At 65.6% G+C, this 17,663-nt stretch carries 15 protein-coding genes; 4 read left to right on the top strand and 11 right to left on the bottom strand.

Annotated features, from left to right (window positions below):
• Nucleotides 1-20: 20 nt before the first annotated feature.
• The 3 genes from JN531_RS05075 to cypR all read right to left on the bottom strand — a co-directional run bounded on the left by JN531_RS05075 (nt 21) and on the right by cypR (nt 1,694).
• Nucleotides 21-296, bottom strand: a complete 276-nt coding sequence (locus JN531_RS05075) for a type II toxin-antitoxin system RelE/ParE family toxin (RefSeq protein ID WP_228347776.1) — start codon at nt 294-296, stop codon at nt 21-23.
• Complete coding sequence (locus JN531_RS05070; RefSeq protein ID WP_228347775.1) at nt 293-565, bottom strand: antitoxin of toxin-antitoxin stability system; 273 nt, start codon at nt 563-565, stop codon at nt 293-295. The genes JN531_RS05075 and JN531_RS05070 overlap by 4 nt, the downstream gene beginning before the upstream one ends.
• A 109-nt stretch (nt 566-674) precedes the next feature.
• Complete coding sequence (gene cypR / locus JN531_RS05065; RefSeq protein ID WP_366522415.1) at nt 675-1,694, bottom strand: transcriptional regulator CypR; 1,020 nt, start codon at nt 1,692-1,694, stop codon at nt 675-677.
• A gap of 185 nt (nt 1,695-1,879) precedes the next feature.
• Between cypR and JN531_RS05060 the strand changes: the two genes are divergently transcribed.
• The 3 genes from JN531_RS05060 (at nt 1,880) to JN531_RS05050 (ending at nt 4,334) form a co-directional block, all read left to right on the top strand.
• Nucleotides 1,880-2,200 (top strand): 2Fe-2S iron-sulfur cluster-binding protein, encoded by a 321-nt coding sequence (locus JN531_RS05060; RefSeq protein ID WP_228347773.1) that lies wholly within the window; start codon nt 1,880-1,882, stop codon nt 2,198-2,200.
• An 86-nt stretch (nt 2,201-2,286) separates the two neighbouring features.
• On the top strand, nt 2,287-3,624 hold the full coding sequence (locus JN531_RS05055; RefSeq protein WP_436233305.1) for a cytochrome P450: 1,338 nt from the start codon (nt 2,287-2,289) through the stop codon (nt 3,622-3,624).
• 116 nt (nt 3,625-3,740) lie between these two features.
• A complete protein-coding gene (locus JN531_RS05050) occupies nt 3,741-4,334 on the top strand; it encodes a hypothetical protein (protein ID WP_228347771.1) in 594 nt (197 codons plus the stop codon).
• A gap of 52 nt (nt 4,335-4,386) precedes the next feature.
• Here JN531_RS05050 and JN531_RS05045 read toward each other — a convergent pair whose 3' ends face one another.
• The 6 genes from JN531_RS05045 to JN531_RS05020 form a co-directional block, all read right to left on the bottom strand.
• Nucleotides 4,387-6,528, bottom strand: a complete 2,142-nt coding sequence (locus JN531_RS05045) for a PQQ-dependent dehydrogenase, methanol/ethanol family (RefSeq protein WP_228347770.1) — start codon at nt 6,526-6,528, stop codon at nt 4,387-4,389.
• A gap of 188 nt (nt 6,529-6,716) precedes the next feature.
• The gene (gene prpF, locus JN531_RS05040) at nt 6,717-7,910 is read right to left on the bottom strand and encodes a 2-methylaconitate cis-trans isomerase PrpF (protein WP_228347769.1); all 1,194 of its coding nucleotides are present in this window, start codon (nt 7,908-7,910) and stop codon (nt 6,717-6,719) included.
• A gap of 1 nt (nt 7,911) precedes the next feature.
• Nucleotides 7,912-10,509, bottom strand: coding sequence for a Fe/S-dependent 2-methylisocitrate dehydratase AcnD (gene acnD, locus JN531_RS05035; RefSeq protein ID WP_228347768.1), 2,598 nt, complete (start codon nt 10,507-10,509; stop codon nt 7,912-7,914).
• 192 nt (nt 10,510-10,701) lie between these two features.
• Nucleotides 10,702-12,057 carry a hypothetical protein gene (locus JN531_RS05030; RefSeq protein ID WP_228347767.1) on the bottom strand — a complete coding sequence of 452 codons (1,356 nt, stop codon included), beginning with the start codon at nt 12,055-12,057 and terminating at the stop codon, nt 10,702-10,704.
• Between the two features lie 91 nt (nt 12,058-12,148).
• Nucleotides 12,149-12,448 carry a hypothetical protein gene (locus tag JN531_RS05025; RefSeq protein ID WP_228347766.1) on the bottom strand — a complete coding sequence of 100 codons (300 nt, stop codon included), beginning with the start codon at nt 12,446-12,448 and terminating at the stop codon, nt 12,149-12,151.
• A gap of 103 nt (nt 12,449-12,551) precedes the next feature.
• Nucleotides 12,552-13,589 carry an AraC family transcriptional regulator gene (locus JN531_RS05020; protein ID WP_228347765.1) on the bottom strand — a complete coding sequence of 346 codons (1,038 nt, stop codon included), beginning with the start codon at nt 13,587-13,589 and terminating at the stop codon, nt 12,552-12,554.
• A gap of 92 nt (nt 13,590-13,681) precedes the next feature.
• On the opposite strand from JN531_RS05020, the gene JN531_RS05015 reads away from it, so the two are divergent.
• Nucleotides 13,682-15,169 carry a flavin-containing monooxygenase gene (locus JN531_RS05015; protein ID WP_228347764.1) on the top strand — a complete coding sequence of 496 codons (1,488 nt, stop codon included), beginning with the start codon at nt 13,682-13,684 and terminating at the stop codon, nt 15,167-15,169.
• A gap of 24 nt (nt 15,170-15,193) precedes the next feature.
• On the opposite strand, the gene JN531_RS05010 is transcribed toward JN531_RS05015, so the two are convergent.
• Nucleotides 15,194-16,867 (bottom strand): AMP-binding protein, encoded by a 1,674-nt coding sequence (locus tag JN531_RS05010; protein WP_228347763.1) that lies wholly within the window; start codon nt 16,865-16,867, stop codon nt 15,194-15,196.
• 23 nt (nt 16,868-16,890) lie between these two features.
• Nucleotides 16,891-17,658, bottom strand: coding sequence for an SDR family NAD(P)-dependent oxidoreductase (locus tag JN531_RS05005; protein ID WP_228347762.1), 768 nt, complete (start codon nt 17,656-17,658; stop codon nt 16,891-16,893).
• Nucleotides 17,659-17,663 lie beyond the last annotated feature (5 nt).

The raw sequence follows: 17,663 nt of genomic DNA, 5'->3' as shown, positions 1-17,663 counted from the left end.
CCTGAATGATCGAGCGGCGGTCATCGCGGCCAGCACCGGGCGGTGTGGACGATGGCAAGGATATTCACCGCGTCGTCAGCCACCTCATAGACGACGCGGTAGTGCTCGTGGGGGACGAGCTCTCGGGTGCCTGGCACAACGCCCTCCTTACCGAGCTGAGGGAATGCAGAGAGCGAACTGATCGCCTCTTCGAAGCGCCGATCGAGGGCGATCGCCGCACCGCGGTTTTCACCGGCGATGTACTGGAAGATCTCCATCCGGTCTTGGCGGGCCTCCCTGGCCCATCTGATTCTCACGGTTGCGCAGTGCCTCGCTGCCGGGCGAACTCAGCGGCCACGTCGTCATGGTCGAGGCCGCCGTCCTCCCTGAGGGAGGTGCGTGCTGCTGCGACCTTGGCGTGAAGAAACGCTTCGTACTCGCGTCGGTCTGCCTGTTGTTTGATGTAGTCGCGCATGAGGTCCCGGACGATTTGCGAGGCTGGGCGATGGGCGTCGGCAGCGGCCGCAAGGAACGCGGACCTCAGGTCGGACTCGAGCTTCATGGTGAAGACGGCTTCTTTGGTCATGGCACTGATCACAAGGTATGACGATGTATATACGTTGTGATGATGGTTAGCGCAAGGCTCTCGGATGTGCTGTCGAAGCGCGACTTGTGCGCCAGGCGTGGCAATCCGGCTACGCAGGCTGTCCGCGTTGTACCTGCATGGCGTGTCGGCGGTACTGCTCCGGCGAGGCGCCGAACCAGCGTTTGAAGGCGCGCCTGAAGTTGGCGCTGTCGTGGTAGTTCAGCAGCGCTGCGACGGCTTCGACCGAGAGGCGGTTTCGGCACAGGTAGTCGGCCGCCTGTTGTGACAGCAGGGCGTCGCGTATCTGGCGGAAGCCGGTGTGTTCCCGGGCCAGATGTCGCGCCAGGGTCCGGGTGCTCATGAACAGGGCGGCCGCTGCCTCGTCCTCGCTCAAGGTGCCCGGTGGGTGCGAGAGCATCATTCTCTGGATGCGTGTCTGGTAGCGCTGGGCTTGGCCGGGCAGCTTCGCCAGCATCGCTTCACACTGCTGCAGGGCGAGCAGATAATCCTGATGATTGGCCGAGGCGTTCGGCTCGCGGCAGAGCGTCATCGGCAAGCGGACCATCAGCTGTTCGCACCCGAAGTGGATCGCGCCCGGCAGGTACTGGGCATAGGCGGAATGGTAGGCGGGTGCGGCGTGCGAAAACCGGGTTTCGGCTTCGATCGGCGGGCGGCCGACGATGAATTCCGCGATCTCGAAGTAGGCGCGGGCCAGTGTTTCGGACAGGCAACGGCGAATTTCCGGGTCCATCGGCACGATGAAGGTGATCGCGCACTCCAGCCAGCCGCTGTGTTCCTGGTGGCTGAACCGGGCGAAGCTGATGCGGGTGGGCAGATAGAGCTGCACCGCCTGCACCGCGGTGAACAGGTCGGGACTGCTATTGGCGACAAACCCCATGGCGCCATGGGTGGCGGGCGTGAGGCGTCGCCCCAGCCGCAGGCCGAAATCAGGATGGGGTGACAGCCGCAGCGCGTTCCGCAGAATCTGGATTTGCTGGTCCGTGCTCAGCAGCTGATCTTCCTGCAGGAACTGCGCGGGCCGCAGACCGGTTCCGTTCAGCAGCCGTGGCAGCTGTCGCGCTGTCAGGCCCAGTTCACGGGCGATCACCCGCGCATAGTTGGACGGCATGTCGGCCGGGGTGCTGTGCGGCGGGCTGCTGGGGTCCACGACGTCCTCCGTGCCTGCGTGTCCGTCTACGATGGACTCAAGTGTCATGAAATGACCCCATAATGTCAAAAAATGACCTCGCGGCCTACGACGGGCTCGCCGTACTGTGCAGGCATCAAAAACCAATAGAAGCCTGGAGACCAACGATGGGGAAAATCACCTTTGTCGCGCACGACAACACCGAACATGTTGCGACGTTCGAGGCGGGCTCATCGCTGATGCAGGCCGCGGTGGACAACGCGATCCCGGGGATTGACGCTGATTGTGGCGGGTCCTGCGCCTGTGGCACCTGTCATGTCATCGTCGACCGCCAGTGGTTCGACAAGACCGGCGTGCCGAATGACGATGAGCAACAGATGCTGCAAATGACGCCCGAGTATGCCGAGACCTCCCGTCTGGCCTGCCAGGTCACGATCACCGAGGCGATGGACGGCATGGTGGTCCGCCTGCCCGAATTCCAGATGTAAACGAGGAGAGCCCCATGTCGACCCAAGTTGAAGTGCTCAATGCCCTGCAGACCCGCGCGGTCAACACTGCGGCCCGCATCGTGCCGATGCACTGGCAGATCCGTGCGATGCAGGTGCTGGTGAAAGCGAAGAAGAAACTGGTCGGGGCGCGGCGGGTTCCCAAGTTCGCCGAAGCGCCCATTCCCGATGTCGGCACGTTGGCACTGGAGGATATCGACGTCAGCAACCCGTTCCTGTTCCGGCAGGGTCAGTGGGGTGCGTACTTCAAGCGACTGCGCGATGAAGCGCCGGTGCACTACCAGAAGAACAGCCAGTTTGGCCCCTACTGGTCGGTGACGCGTTACGACGACATCGTCTATGTCGACAAGCACCACGAACTGTTTTCCGCCGAACCGCTGATCATCATCGGCAATGCGCCCGAAGGGCTGCCGCTGGAAATGTTCATCGCCATGGATCCGCCCAAACACGATGTGCAACGCAAGGCGGTACAGGGTGTGGTGGCGCCGCAGAATCTGAAGGAAATGGAAGGCCTGATCCGCAAACGTACCCAGGAGGTGCTGGACGGACTGCCGTTGGACACGCCGTTCGACTGGGTGCCGACGGTTTCGATCGAGCTGACCGGCCGCATGCTCGCCACGCTGCTGGACTTCCCCTACGACAAGCGAGACAAGCTGGTGTACTGGTCGGATCTGGTCGCCGGCTCGCCAGAAACCACCGGCGGTGCCTATGACGATCTTGATGAGCCGTTTGTTGCCGCCGCCGACATGGCCTGGCATTTCTCGCAGCTGTGGCGCGACAAGCAGGCACGGCATGAGGCGGGTGAAGCGCGCGGCTTTGATCTCATCAGCCTGTTGCAGAGCAACGAGGACACCCGGGACCTGATCAACCGGCCGATGGAGTTCATCGGCAATCTGGTGCTGCTGATCGTTGGCGGCAACGACACCACGCGCAACTCGATGAGTGGCGGCGTGCTGGCGCTGAACCAGTTTCCGGACGAGTTTGCCAAGCTCAAGGCGGACCCGAGCCTGATTCCGAACATGGTGTCGGAAATCATCCGCTGGCAGACACCGCTGGCGTACATGCGGCGGGTTGCCAAGCAGGACGTTGAGCTCGGCGGCCAGACCATCCGCAAGGGCGACAAGGTGGTCATGTGGTACGCCTCCGGCAATCGTGATGAACGCAAGATCGAGAATCCGGATCAGCTCATCATCGACCGCAAGGGCGCGCGCAACCATTTGTCATTCGGGTTCGGCATTCACCGTTGCATGGGCAACCGTCTGGCCGAAATGCAGTTGCAGATCCTGTGGGAAGAACTGCTTGCACGCTTCGACGACATCAAGGTTCTGGAGGAACCTGAGCGTGTGCAGTCCAACTTCGTGCGGGGTTATTCGAAGATGATGGTCAAGCTCACCGCCAAGAAGTGACGGCACGGAAAATACCCCTGCGGCAGCGTGTGGTGCCTTTGCGCGGTAGCGGTTCAGACCCGGTTCATCACCGGTGCCTAGTCTGGGCGCTCACATTCAACCCTTCGGGAAAGTCCATGCAGACGTACTCAAAAGCACTGATTGCCGCCGCCACCCTGTTCGCAGCGCAGGCCCATGCCCAGGTTGGCGCCAAAGCCAACGTTGAAGTCGAGGCGGACACCTCCGCGGGTGCGCAGGTGATGCAAGGCGTCAAGGCTGGCGCAGCGACCGGCGCTGCCAAGGGCGAGGCCCTGGGCGCCAAGGCGGTCGACGGCGTGAAGGCCGGCGCCAAGGCGACCGCGGAAGGGGCCGGCAAAGCCAAGGATGCGGTGGTCGACACCAGCAAGAAGGCCGCCGATGCCACCGTTGAAGCGGGCAAGAAAGCTGTGGATGCCACCAAGGCCGGTGCCAGCAAGGCCGCCGACATGACCGAGACTGGCGTGAAGAAGGGCGCGGGTGCCGTGGGCAGCGTGGTTGGCGGGGTCGCCGGTGGCGTCAAGGGCACGGCACAGGCCGTCACCGGTAACGCGCAGGCCGACGTCAACGTCAATGCCAGCGCCAATGCCAACGCCAAGGCGCAGGACAATGCGGCGGCCGGCGCCGCGGTGAAGGCTGATGCCGAAGTGAAGACCGAGGAAAAGGGCTTCTTCGGGCGCCTGTTCGGCGACTGATCGCGCGGTCGTGGTTGTTCAAGGGCCCGGCTTCATGCCGGGCCTTTTTCGTTCATGAATACTTGGCCCACTGCATCTTGATCAGCAGCACGATGAAGTCCCAGGCCTGCTTGATCTGATCCCACACGGACGGCTGGTGGCGGGCGCGCTCGCGGATGTAGTGGCGCAGGGCTTCCAGCTCGGCATCGGTGTATTCATCGAAACGCGGCATGCCGCGACTTTCCAGTGCCCCGCCCTGAACGATCGCCTTGAAGGCCTCCGGCGACAGCGCCACCGGCGAGGCCCGCAGGTCGGGCGCGTAGCCGCCGGCCACGGCGGCGGTGCCGTGGCAGATCACGCAGGTGCTGTAGAGATGTTTGCCCTGTTCGGCCTTGACCGGGTCAATGATGAAGTCGGCATCGTCGATCGGCTCCACCTTGTCGATCGGGGGCGGCGAGGGTGGCAGCGTGGCGTTGCCATCGAGGGCAAAGGTGAGCAGGCGGCGCGGATACTGCCGGCCGACCCAGCCGTGCTGTGCCGACAGCGACCCGAGCAGCGCGGTTGCGCCGCCCCAGCCGGCGAGGATGGAAACGTACTGGACGCCGTCGACCTCGAAGGTCATCGGCGGCGCCTGGGTGCCGACACCCATGAACGCACGCCACACTTCTTCACCGGTCGCGGCATCCGTCGCCACGAAATCGCCATCGGCACGGCCCTGGAACACAAGGCCGCCGCGGGTGACGATGACCCCACCGGCGGTGGCGCCGGGGGTCGGGTTGCGCCAGGCCTCGGTCTGCATCAGCGGGTTCCAGGCGAGCAGCGAGGTGCTGCCGGCGTTCTTGGGAATGTCATCGTAGAAGCCGGCCAGACCCAGCACGTCGCCGGGCTTCATCTGCCAGTTCTGCGGGGTGCGCCCCTCATCGTTGTAGTAGCCCGGCATGTGGCGGGCGGGGATGTACACCAATCCGGTGTCGGGGCTGTAGGCCATCGGGTGCCAGTTGTGGGTGCCGCCGGAGCCCGGCCAGATCAGCGCCTCGCCACTTTCGTAGCGGGCCCCGGGCACCTCCACCGGGCGGCCGGTGTCGAGATCGACGCGCTCGGCCCAGGTGACCTTGTCGATCTTTTCGGCGGAGATCAGCGCGCCGTCCTCGCGGTCGAGCACGTAGAAGAAGCCGTTCTTCGGCGCGTGCATCAGCACCTTGCGGTCCTCGCCATCAAGGCGCACGTCGGCCAGCACCATGTCCATGGTGGAGTTGAAGTCCCAGGTCTCGCCGGGGGTGGTCTGGTAGTGCCAGAGGTATTCGCCGGTGTCGGCATCCAGCGCCACCACCGAACACAGGAACAGGTTGTCGCCGCCCTCGGGCGAGCGCAGCTTGTGGTTCCACGGCGAGCCGTTGCCGGTACCCAGGTAGATGCGGTTGTACTCCGGGTCGTAGGTCATGGCGTTCCACACCGTGCCGCCGCCGCCGAATTCCCACCAGTTGCCGGTCCAGGTCTTGGCGGCCATCTCCATGGCCGCATTCTCGAAGCCGTCGGCGGGATTGCCGGGCACCACCCACCAGCGCCAGAGCTGCTCGCCAGTGTTGGCATCGTAGGTGGTGACATAGCCGCGCACGTGGCCGAAGTCGGCGCCGCCGTGGCCGATGATGACCTTGCCGTTGAATACCCGCGGCGCACCGGTGATGTAGCGGTTGTCACCGGGCTCGGTGGTCTGCGTTTCCCACAGCCGTTCTCCCGACTTCGCGTCCAGCGCGAACAGCCGGCCGTCCTGCACGCCGGCGTAGATCTTGCCCTCCCAGTAGGCGAGCCCGCGGCTGCCCCAGGCCATGCGCATCTTGCGCGACTCCACCTTCGGGTCGTACTGCCACAACACGGTGCCGCTGCGGGCATCGATGGCGTAGATGCGGCTGTAGCCGACGGCGGTGTAGATCACCCCGTCCACCGCCAGCGGCTGGCTGGAGACGTTCCAGACGTCATCGAAGTCCAGCGACCAGGCCAACCCCAGCCGGTCCACGCTGTCGCGGTTGATCTGGTCCAGCGGGCTGTAGCGCTGCTCGCTGAAGCTGCGGCCCCAGGCGGCCCAGTCGCGGCCATCGTTGTCGTCAGCGAAGCGCGCATGCTCGGCGGGCGGCGTGGCGGCCTGCACCGCGGTGATCAGCATCGCTGCGGTGATCAGGGCCAAGCCGCCGCGATACCGCCATCCCGAGTCCTGCATCTCGCTCCCCTCCGCCGCTGCCGGCCGTGTTGTTGGTTGGAATGCAGCGATTGTGGATAAGTCGGTCGGCGTCACCTTCGGCCAAACGGAGTACACCGACCCTGCAGGAGCGATGGGCGAGGGATACCCAAACGAAAACCGGGGCTGAAAAGCCCCGGTCCACCGATGCGATCATCCATACGACGGGGTCAGCTGCTCAGCACCGCACCCGGCACATAGACCTGCCCCTCCATCAGCACGCGGGCGGAGCGCGACATGATGGCCTTCTTCACTACCCACTGGCCGTTTTCCTGCACCGCCTTGGCGCCGACGCGCAAGGTGCCGGAGGGGTGACCGAAGCGCACGGCGTCGCGGTCACCGCCGCCTGCGGCGAGGTTCACCAGGGTGCCGGGAATGGCGGCTGCCGTGCCGATGGCGACGGCGGCCGTGCCCATCATGGCGTGGTGCAGTTTGCCCATCGACAGCGCCCGCACGTTGAGGTCGATCTCGTCGGCCTTCACGTCCTTGCCGCTGGAGGACCGATAGTCCGCTGGCGGTGCGACGAAGGCGACCTTGGGCGTGTGCTGGCGCTTGGCCGCCTCGCTGAGGTCGCTGATCAGCCCCATGCGCAGGGCACCGTGGGCACGGATGGTTTCGAATTTCGCCAGCGCCGCAGGGTCGCCGTTGATGGCGTCGCGCAACTCGGTGCCGGTGTAGCCCACCTCGGCCGCATTGACGAACACGGTGGGAATGCCGGCGTTGATCATGGTCGCTTTCAGCGTGCCGATGCCCGGCACCTCCAGGTCATCGACCAGATTGCCGGTGGGGAACATGGAGCCCCCTTCGTCGCCGTCGTCGGCCGGGTCGAGAAACTCGATCTGCACCTCGGCGGCGGGGAAGGTGACGCCATCCAGTTCGAAGTCACCGGTTTCCTGCACTGCACCGTCGGTGATCGGCACGTGGGCGATGATGGTTTTCTGGATCTGCGTCTGCCAGATGCGTACCACGCAGACGCCGTTGTCAGGCACGCGCGCTGAGTCCACCAGGCCGTTGCGGATGGCGAACGAACCCACCGCTGCGGTGAGGTTGCCGCAGTTGCCGGACCAGTCGACAAAGGGCTTGTCGATGGAAACCTGGCCGAACATGTAGTCGACGTCGTGGTCGGGGCGCGTGCTCTTGGCGAGGATCACTGTCTTCGAGGTCGACGAGGTGGCGCCGCCCATGCCGTCGATCTGCGCGCCGTAAGGGTCGGGCGAGCCGATCACCCGCAGCAGCAGCGCATCGCGTGCCGGACCCGGCACCTGGCAGGCCTCCGGCAGGTCGGTGAGCTTGAAGAACACGCCCTTCGAGGTTCCACCGCGCATGTAGGTGGCGGGAATGCGGATCTGCGGGAGATGCGTCATCTCAGGCCGCCTTTTCCGATTCCAGGAAGTCCTGGGCGAAGCGCTGCAGCACACCGCCGGCTTCATAGACCGACACTTCCTCGTCGGAATCGAGACGGCAGGTCACCGGCACACGCACGGTTTCACCATTCTTGCGGTGAATCACCAGGTCGAGATCGGCGCGGGGTTTCAGCGCGCCGGTGACATCGTAGGTTTCGGTGCCGTCAAGACCCAGGGTCAGGCGGGTGGTGCCAGGCTTGAACTCCAGCGGCAGCACGCCCATGCCGATGAGGTTGGTGCGGTGGATGCGTTCGAACCCTTCGGCAGCGATGGCTTCCACCCCGGCCAGCCGCACGCCCTTGGCCGCCCAGTCGCGCGACGAACCCTGGCCGTAATCGGCACCGGCGACGATGATCAGCGGCTGCTTGCGCTGCATGTAGGTTTCGATGGCTTCCCACATGCGCACCACCTGGCCTTCCGGCTCGATGCGTGCCAGCGAACCCTGCTTCACCTTGCCGTCGATCACCGCCATTTCGTTGATCAGCTTGGGGTTGGCAAAGGTGGCGCGCTGCGCCGTCAGGTGGTCACCGCGATGGGTGGCGTAACTGTTGAAGTCCTCTTCCGGCAGGCCCATCTTGTGCAGGTACTCGCCGGCAGCGGAGTCCAGCAAGATGGCATTGGACGGCGACAGGTGGTCGGTGGTGATGTTGTCGGGCAGCAGCGCCAGCGGCCGCATGCCGGTGAGCGAGCGCTCGCCGGCCAGCGCGCCTTCCCAGTACGGCGGACGGCGGATGTAGGTGCTCTGCGGACGCCAGTCGTACAGCGGGCTGATGCCCTCGTCGTCGAGAATCTTGAAGTTGAACATCGGCTCGTAGACGCTGCGGAAATGCTCCGGCTTGACGCTGGATTTGACGACGGCATCAATCTCCTCGTCGCTCGGCCAGATGTCCTTGAGCAACACCGGCTTGCCGTCGGCATCGGTGCCCAGCGCATCCTTTTCGATATCGAAGCGGATGGTGCCGGCAATGGCGTAGGCCACCACCAGCGGCGGGCTGGCGAGGAAGGCCTGCTTGGCATAGGGATGGATGCGACCGTCAAAATTGCGGTTGCCGGAGAGCACCGCCACCGAGTAGAGATCGCGGTCGATGATCTCCTGCTGAATCTTCGGGTCCAGCGCGCCACTCATGCCGTTGCAGGTGGTGCAGGCGAACGCCACCACACCGAAGCCGAGTTGCTCCAGCTCCGACAGCAGACCCGCTTCCTCCAGGTAAAGCTGAACGGCCTTGGAGCCCGGTGCCAGCGATGACTTCACCCACGGCTGGCGCACCAGGCCGCGCGCATTGGCGTTGCGGGCCAGCAGGCCGGCGGCGATCACATTGCGCGGGTTGGAGGTGTTGGTGCAGCTGGTGATGGCGGCGATGATCACCGCGCCATCCGGCATGCTGCCGTCTTCCGGTCGGGCCCAGGCACTGGCGATGCCGCGCTCGGCCAGCGCCGAAGTCGCCAGTCGCTTGTGGGGGTTGGAAGGCCCCGCCATGTTGCGCACCACGCTGGAAAGATCGAAGTGCAGGGTCCGCTCGTACTCGGCATCCTTGAGGCTGTCGGCCCACAACCCGGTGTGGCGGGCATACAGCTCCACCAACTTCACCTGGGTGTCCTCACGGCCGGTGAGGCGCAGGTAGTCCAGCGTGTTGTCGTCGATGAAGAACATCGCCGCGGTGGCGCCATATTCCGGTGCCATGTTGGAAATGGTGGCGCGGTCGCCCAGGGTCAGCGCGGCAGCACCCTCACCGCGGAATTCCAGATACGCGCCGACCACCCGTTCCTTGCGCAGGAACTCGGTCAGCGCCAGCACCACGTCGGTGGCGGTGATGCCGGGCTGCGGCTTGCCGGTGAGCTCGACACCGACGATATCCGGCAGTCGCATCCACGAGGCCCGCCCGAGCATCACGTTCTCGGCTTCGAGGCCGCCGACGCCGATGGCGATGACACCGAGGGCATCGACATGCGGGGTGTGACTGTCGGTCCCGACGCAGGTGTCGGGGAAGGCGACGCCGTCCTTGACGTAGATCACCGGGCTCATCCGCTCCAGGTTGATCTGATGCATGATGCCGTTGCCGGGCGGGATCACGTCGACATTCTTGAACGCCTTCTTGGTCCAGTCGATGAAGTGGAAGCGGTCATCGTTGCGGCGATCTTCCACCGCACGGTTCTTGGCAAAGGCGTCCTTTTCGAAACCCGCGTGCTCGACCGCCAGCGAGTGATCGACGATCAGCTGCACCGGCACCACCGGGTTCACCTTGGCCGGGTCACCGCCCTGGTCGGCGATGGCATCGCGCAGGCCGGCGAGGTCGACCAGTGCGGTCTGGCCGAGAATGTCGTGGCACACCACGCGCGCCGGAAACCAGGGGAAGTCGAGATCACGCTTGCGCTCGATCAACTGCAGCAGCGCCTTGTCGAGAATTGCCGGATCGCAGCGCCGCACCAGGTTTTCCGCCAGCACCTTCGAGGTGTAGGGGAGCTTGTCGTAAGCGCCGGGCTGCAGGCGATCGACGGCGGCACGGGTGTCGAAGTAGTCGAGGTCGGTACCGGGAAGCGAGGTGCGGAATTCGGTGTTCATAGGGCCTGGGAGTTCAACTCGTTGAGGCAGGCGCCATGACCGGAAACCACCGTTCTGCGGGGGCGCTGGCGGCGTGCTGGCGATGCGCGTCCTGCGCGTCCTGCGGGGTGAAAATCTAGGGCGCACATTGTCGCACCCCGCTTACCCCATTCCCAAATCGTTTCTGAAACAACCGGTTGCAGTCAAAAATCGTCAACCGTCGCGACAGGCAGCGAAGACCGCCGCAGGCGCGGCTCCGGCCGCCTCGATGGTAGCGCGGTCGCAGTAGCGGATCGCCGGCAGGTAATCGCCCATGATGTCGCTGGCCGGGGTGCCGTAGGGCACGTTGTGGACCGCCTCAGCGAAATGCGGCGATGGCAGCATGTGCCGGTAGATCAGCACCGAATCGGGGTAGACCGCGCCCCAGGGCAGCCAGGCCATGCCGTTGGCGTCGGTGACATTGTCGGGCCGGTCTTTCGGGTCCGACACCACCAGGGTGAAGAAGCCATCCCGATCCAGCGGCACCTCGTCGTCATGCAGACAACCGACGTAGCGCTGGCTCAGAAACTCGTTGGTGCACAGCGACCAGTAGCGCAGTTGTGCGCTGCCCAGTGGCGCTTCGCCGGGATGTCGCGCCTGCCGTGGAGCGCGACCGCGGAGGATGTAGAGATCGCCCTGCTGGCGGCTCATCATCGTGGTCACGTAGGCGTTGTCGATGTTGCTGAGAAAGCCCCCGCCGGTGTCGGCCGCCGTGATCGCCTGCAAGGGCAGGCTGAAGCCCGCTGCATTCGACAGCAGTAGCCTCAGGGTTTCCGGCAGGCCGTAGAAGCGCACCAGCTCGGGTTGATCCGGTGCCAGCGGGAACGGCAGCAGGTTAACCAGATCCGGTACATCCGCCTGGCGGATCAGGTCATTGAGCAGGCTCGGCACGCCCTCGGGCGGCAACGGATTGCAGCCCTGAAGGCGGATCGGCGTGTCGCCGCCCGCGGCTTCCAGCGTCAGGGTCGGAAGCGGTACGCCGCCGGCCGGATCGCCCTCGGCGAGGTAGACGCGATAGAGGATGGCCCAGGCCGGATTGGGCAGAGCGGCGCCACCGGGCAGCGCGAGACTGCCGGCATACAGGGTGTTGTCGTCGCGGGTGACCGGCACTGCGCCGGGCTGGGCGTAGGCCTGATAGTGCCCCTCGGATGTTTCGCTGCGATAGGGGTTGCCGCCGTTGACCGGGTCGAGTTGGTAGTCGGTCAGCACATCGGTGGGCCGCAGCGCCACGTCATAGGTGTTGAAGGAGAAGTATCGGGCCTGCGGAAAATCGCCCTCGATGCGCAACCGGGTCCCCGGCAGAGCCGGCACCGCGGCGACCCAATAGGTCGCAGCTTCGTCCGGAAACGCGATATTGAGCAGATCGGGGTCGCTGCGCAGCAACCAGGCGCAGTTGAGTGCCAGCTGGCCGGTTTCAGCCGTCGGTGCCGACGTCTGTGGGGCTGGCCCGGTCGACAGCGGGTCGCCGTCGCAGCCCGACGACAACAACAGGGCCCCCAGGCCGAGGGCGGCAACAAGTTGGCGTTTCACGTGGTGACACTCCCCCGGGTCGCGGCCTGTGCGGCCGTCTCAGTGTCAGTCTACGCGGGGGTTTGGGGCGCGGCTATCGGTCGGGACGCTGTCAGTAGACGAAATGGGCCATTGCCATGCGGTCGGCGTCGGTGCTGTGCCGGGTGGATGGCGCCACGGACAACTGCAAGGTTTCGAGCTGCTGCAGCTGCTGGGTCAGCCGGTGAACCAGGGTTGACGGGGTCAGCCCGAGTTCGTCGCAGACCTGATCGAGCGGGCGCCCGGCCCCCAGGCCCTGGCAGGCGCGCGCGACCTGTTCGTCCCGGAGCGCATTGTCGCGGCTCTGGGTCGAGGTCGCAGCCTCGTGACGGCCGCCGGGCTCGGGGGGTTCGCAGTGATCGACGTATTCCATGGGCAGCTCCCGGGGGGTGTAGGGGTCGAGCCTACGGAGCCATCGGGTTCCCGTTCGGTGGCGCCCGACGGACGGCACTTCGACACCGCTGAACGGAGCGGGTTCAGCCAGAGCGGGGCGTTGAGCGAAAGACGCTCGGGGTCATACCCGTCCATCGGCGAAAAGCGTGGATGAAGCTCGCGGCTTCGGCATAGCCGAGACGTTCGGCAATTTCATCCAGTTTGAGGTCGGCGTTGCGCAGCAGGTCCCGGGCCAGTGACTGGCGGACGTCCTCGGTGAGGTCGCGGAACCGGGTGCCCTCCTCGTCGAGCCGGCGCCGTAGGCTGCGTGGCGCCATGTTGAATTCCCGCGCCAGCGCCTCGATACCGGGCATCCGCTGCGGGTCCCGCAACAGCCGCTGGCGGACGCGGGCGGCAAGGCCGACGTGCTCGCGTTTGCGGGCCAGCAGGCGGCGGCAGTAATCCTCGCAGGCGCGCGACACCAGGGCGTTGCCCTGCGGCAACGGCTGGTCAAGGGAGGCCGGCCGCAGGAACACCCGGTTGTCGGGCTGCCCGAACCGCGGGGTGACTCCGCACAGCCGGCGGAAGGCGTCGGCATAGGCGGGTTGGGCAAAGCTGAAGTCGACCGCCTCAAACAGCGAAGCGCCCGGCAGCACCTCGGTGAGCGCGTTGACCATAGCGGCAAAGTCGCGCTCCAGCACGAACTGCCGGACCGCCGGCGGCAGGGCATCGGTCTGTAGGTCGACGGTGGGGCGCTGGTCGCGCAGGCCGATGTCGAAACGGATGAAGGCGAAGCTGAGATCAAGGTAGCGCGTGGCCACATCGGTCAACTCCCGCAAGGTCGGGCTGGTGGCCAGCGCAAAGCCCCAGACGCCGTAGAGCGACAGGTGGTAGCGCAAGCCGGCCTGCAGGCCGAGGTCGGGAACCCGGGGCAGACCGGCCACCAGGTTTTCGATCACCTTCAGCTCCTGCTGCGGTTGAATCTCGGCCTGCGGGTCCATCAGCGTGGCGGCTGAGATGCCGCTGCCGGCGAGCCCGCGTACCACGTCCAGGCCATGATCGGTGGCCAGCCGCATCATCAGCTGCACACTGACGATGCTGCGGGAAACCTGCGGATCGGCGCGGGCGGCGGGGTCGGCCATTTGGCCGCAAGTATCAACCACTGGGCCGGGGCCGTCACCCTGGTTCGGGCTGCAGTGCCGCACCATGCACACTTCGGCGTGAGGAGAGAGATATGGACGGCAGCACCGGCAACGCACCTCTGGCAGTGGCCATCATCGGCACCGGCTTTGGCGGGCTGGGCATGGCCTGGCAGTTGCGACAGCTCGGCATCGACGATTTCGTGATGCTGGAGAAAGCCCAGGACCTCGGCGGGACCTGGCGCGAGAACCGCTATCCCGGGGCGGCCTGCGACGTGCCCTCGCACCTGTATTCGTTCTCGTTCGAGTCGCGCTACCCCTGGGCGCACCGCTACGCCAAGCAGGGCGAGATTCTCGACTATCAGCGCCACTGCGCCCGCAAGTTCGACCTGATGCGTCACATCCGCTTCGGTGCCGAGGTGCAGCGTGCCCGTTTCGATGAAGCGCGCGGGCTCTGGCAGCTGACCCTGGCCTCCGGCGAGACACTCGAGGCGGTGACCGTGGTCAGTGCGGTCGGCCAGTTGCACCGGCCGGCGATTCCGGCGATCCCCGGGCGCGAGACCTTCAAGGGCCGGCAGTTCCACTCGGCCACCTGGGACCCGGACTACGACTTTCGCGGCAAGCGGGTGGCGGTGATCGGCACCGGCGCCAGCGCCGTGCAGTTCGTGCCGGAACTGGCGCGTGAGGCGGCGCAGATGCATGTGTTCCAGCGCACCCCCGGATGGGTGGCGCCGAAATTCGACAAGGCGTTCTCGCCGCTCGAGCACCGCCTGCTGAAGTGGCTGCCATGGCTCTACGACCTCGATCGCGCACGCATCTACTGGATCACCGAGGCGCTGGCCTATGCCTATCAGGGACATCGTTGGGCAGAGCGCCTGATCACCGGGCTGTCGAAGTTGCAGCTGCGGGTCCAGGTGCGCGACCCGGCCCTGCGTCAGCGACTGACGCCGGACTATCCGATCGGCTGCAAGCGGTTGCTGCTCACCACCGATTGGTTGCGGGCGCTGGTGCGGCCGAACGTCGAGGTGGTCAGTGACCGTGTCACCGCCATCACCGACACCGGCGTACAAACCGCCGACGGTCAGCTGCGCGAGGTCGATGCACTGGTCTACGGCACCGGCTTTGCCGCCACCCAGTTCCTGACGCCGATGCAGGTGACCGGCCGCCAGGGTCGTGATCTGCATCAGGACTGGGCCGGCGGCGCCGAGGCCTATCTGGGCATGGCGGTGTCAGGCTTCCCCAACTTCTTCTTGCTGTACGGCCCCAACACCAATGTTGGCTCCGGTTCCATCATCTACATGCTGGAATGCCAGCAGCGTTATCTGGGGCAGCTGATTCTGGCGGCCCGCAAAGGCGGCGCACCGGTAGAGGTCCGCCCGGAAGCGCAGACCGCGTTCGCCCGCGAGATGCAGGCGCGCAGTGCCGACACCACCTTCAGTGGTAGTTGTCAGAGCTGGTACAAGACCGCGGATGGCCGCAACACCAACAACTGGGTGGGTCTGATGCGTGAGTATCGGCAACGGACTGCCATGCCCGACCTCGCGGCCTACCGGACGGTGCCGACCGCTACCGCGACCGCCTGATGGGCGGCCGCGGCAGCGGCGATCTCAGCGTTCCCAGATCACCTTTTCACGGCGCTTGAACCAGTCGTCGACCTGCGATTCGTAACGGCTCTCGATGACGTTGCGACGAATCTTCATGGTCGGCGTCAGGGCGCCGTTGTCGATGGTCCACGGCTCGCGCACCACCACCGCGAATTGCAGGTGTTCATGCGGGTCGAGCGCCGCGTTGGTGCGCTCGATCAAGGCGGTCAGTTCCTCCGACAGGCGGGTGGCGGCGGCACTGTCGTCGCAGCGTTTGCGCACCTCTTCCGCCGGCAGTACCAACGCGAAGGTGGCGGGCTGGTTTGCGCCACCGACGCACACCGCTTCCACCGCTGGATGCGCGCCGAGCAGGTTTTCGATCGGCACTGGCGCGACATACTTGCCCTTGCTGGTCTTGAATAGCTCCTTCACCCGGCCGGTGATACGCAGCCGGCCCTCGGCATCAATCTCGCCCATGTCGCCGGTGCGGAAGTAGCCGTCCTCGGTCACGCTTTCTGCGGTCTGTTCGGGGGCTTTGTAGTAGCCCATCATCTGGCCGGGGCTCTTCACCAGAATTTCGCCGTTGTCGCCGATCCGGCACTGCACCTGCGGATTGCTGTGGCCGACATAGCCGACCCGTTCCCGACCGGGAAGGGTGAAGTGTGAATAGGCCATGTTCTCGCTCATGCCATAGGCTTCCAGCAGGTCCAGCCCCAGACTGCGGTACCAGGCCACACTGGTCGGCGGCAGGGGCGCGGCACCGGTGATGGCGATCCGCACATGTTCCAGCCCCAGCCCTTCGAGGATCTTGCGTTTGACCTTGCGCCCCAGCAGCGGGATGCGGAACAGGATGTCCTGTTTGCGTTTCGGCAGCTTCTGGGTGACCCCGAGCTGAAACTTGGTCCACAGCCGTGGCACCGAGAAGAAGATGGTAGGGCGGGCCCGCTGCAGGTCGGCCACGAAGGTGTCGAGCGACTCGGCAAAGAACACCTGGAAGCCGTGATACGTACTGGCATTGGCCACCACCACCCGCTCGGCAACGTGTGCCAGCGGCAGGTAGGAGATCATCCGGTCGTCTTCGGAGGTGGTGATGACCTGGTGCATCAGCGTGCCGCATACGGCGAACGCATGGAAACTCTGCATCACGCCTTTCGGCCGTCCGGTGCTGCCGGAGGTGTAGACAATGGTCGCCAGTTCCTCCAGGCCGCGATCAGGCGAGTCCGTCATTGGCGCGGTGCGGGCGATGATGTCGTCCCAGCGTTCGCCCGCGGTATCGGGGGCCAGCGGCAGGGTGATCACCGGCAGGTCTTCCGGCACCCCGGGTTTCATCATCGCCCAATCATCGAGCTTGCCGACGATGACCCGTTGCGCCTCGCTGTGCTCGAGGATGTAGCGTACGGTCTCCGCATTCAGTGTCGGGTACAGCGGTACCGACACATGGCCGGCCATCCAGATCGCCCAGTCGCTGATGATCCAGTGTGCGGTGTTCTTGCCGATCAGGGCGATGCGGCTGCCGGCCGGCAGATCCAGCGACCGCAGGTAGGTGGCCATGCGGCGTGCCTGATCAGCGGCCTGTGCCCAGGTCAGCGTCACCACCGTGCCGCCCCCCATGGGCTGGATGAAGTGGGGGGTATCGGGCCGCGTCTTCTCCCAATGGTAAAGACGGGACAACGGTGTCTGCAGCGTCGGTTCAGTCATGACGGCCTCCGGGTGCCGGCGCTTCAGCGCGGGGCCATGCGAATGGCGCCATCGAGGCGAATGGTTTCACCGTTGAGCATCGCGTTTTCAACGATCGACTGGGCCAGTTGGGCGTACTCCTCGGGGCGCCCCAGCCGCGAGGGGAACGGCACCTGACTGCCGAGTGAGGCCTGCGCCTCGGCCGGTAGTGACTCCATCATCGGGGTGATGAACAGGCCAGGGGCGATGGTGACCACGCGAATTCCGGCGCGGGCAAACTCGCGCGCCAACGGCAGCGTCATCCCCACCACGCCGGCCTTGGAGGCGGCATAGGCGGGCTGGCCGATCTGGCCATCGTAGGCTGCCACCGAGGCGGTATTGATGATGACGCCGCGCTCCCCCTCGTCATTGGCGGTCTGTTCCTGCATGGCGGCAGCGGCCACCCGGATCATGTTGAACGAGCCGGTGAGGTTGACGCGGATCACCCGTTCGAATTGTTCCAGCGGCAGCGGGCCGCCCTTGCCGACGGCCTTGGCCGGCGTGCCGATACCGGCGCAGTTGATCACGCCGTCGATCCGCCCGAAGGCATCGATGGCGGCCTTGACCGCGGCCTCGGCATCGGCAGCGGCGCCGACATCGCACTTGATGAAGCGCACTGCCTCGCCGAGTTCGTCGGCAACCGCCTGGCCACGGGCCTCGTTGAAGTCGGCGATGACGGCGCGTGCGCCGGCGGCAACGAAGCGACGTACCGTGGCCTCGCCCAGTCCGGAGGCGCCCCCGGTGACCAGAAAGACGTGATCCGCAAGTTTCATCAGTG

This window comes from Flagellatimonas centrodinii, assembly GCF_016918765.2.
Taxonomy (GTDB): Bacteria; Pseudomonadota; Gammaproteobacteria; order Nevskiales; family Nevskiaceae; genus Polycyclovorans; species Polycyclovorans centrodinii.
Note: the sequence above shows the minus strand (reverse complement) of the source record. Positions and strands in the feature narration are given on the sequence as shown.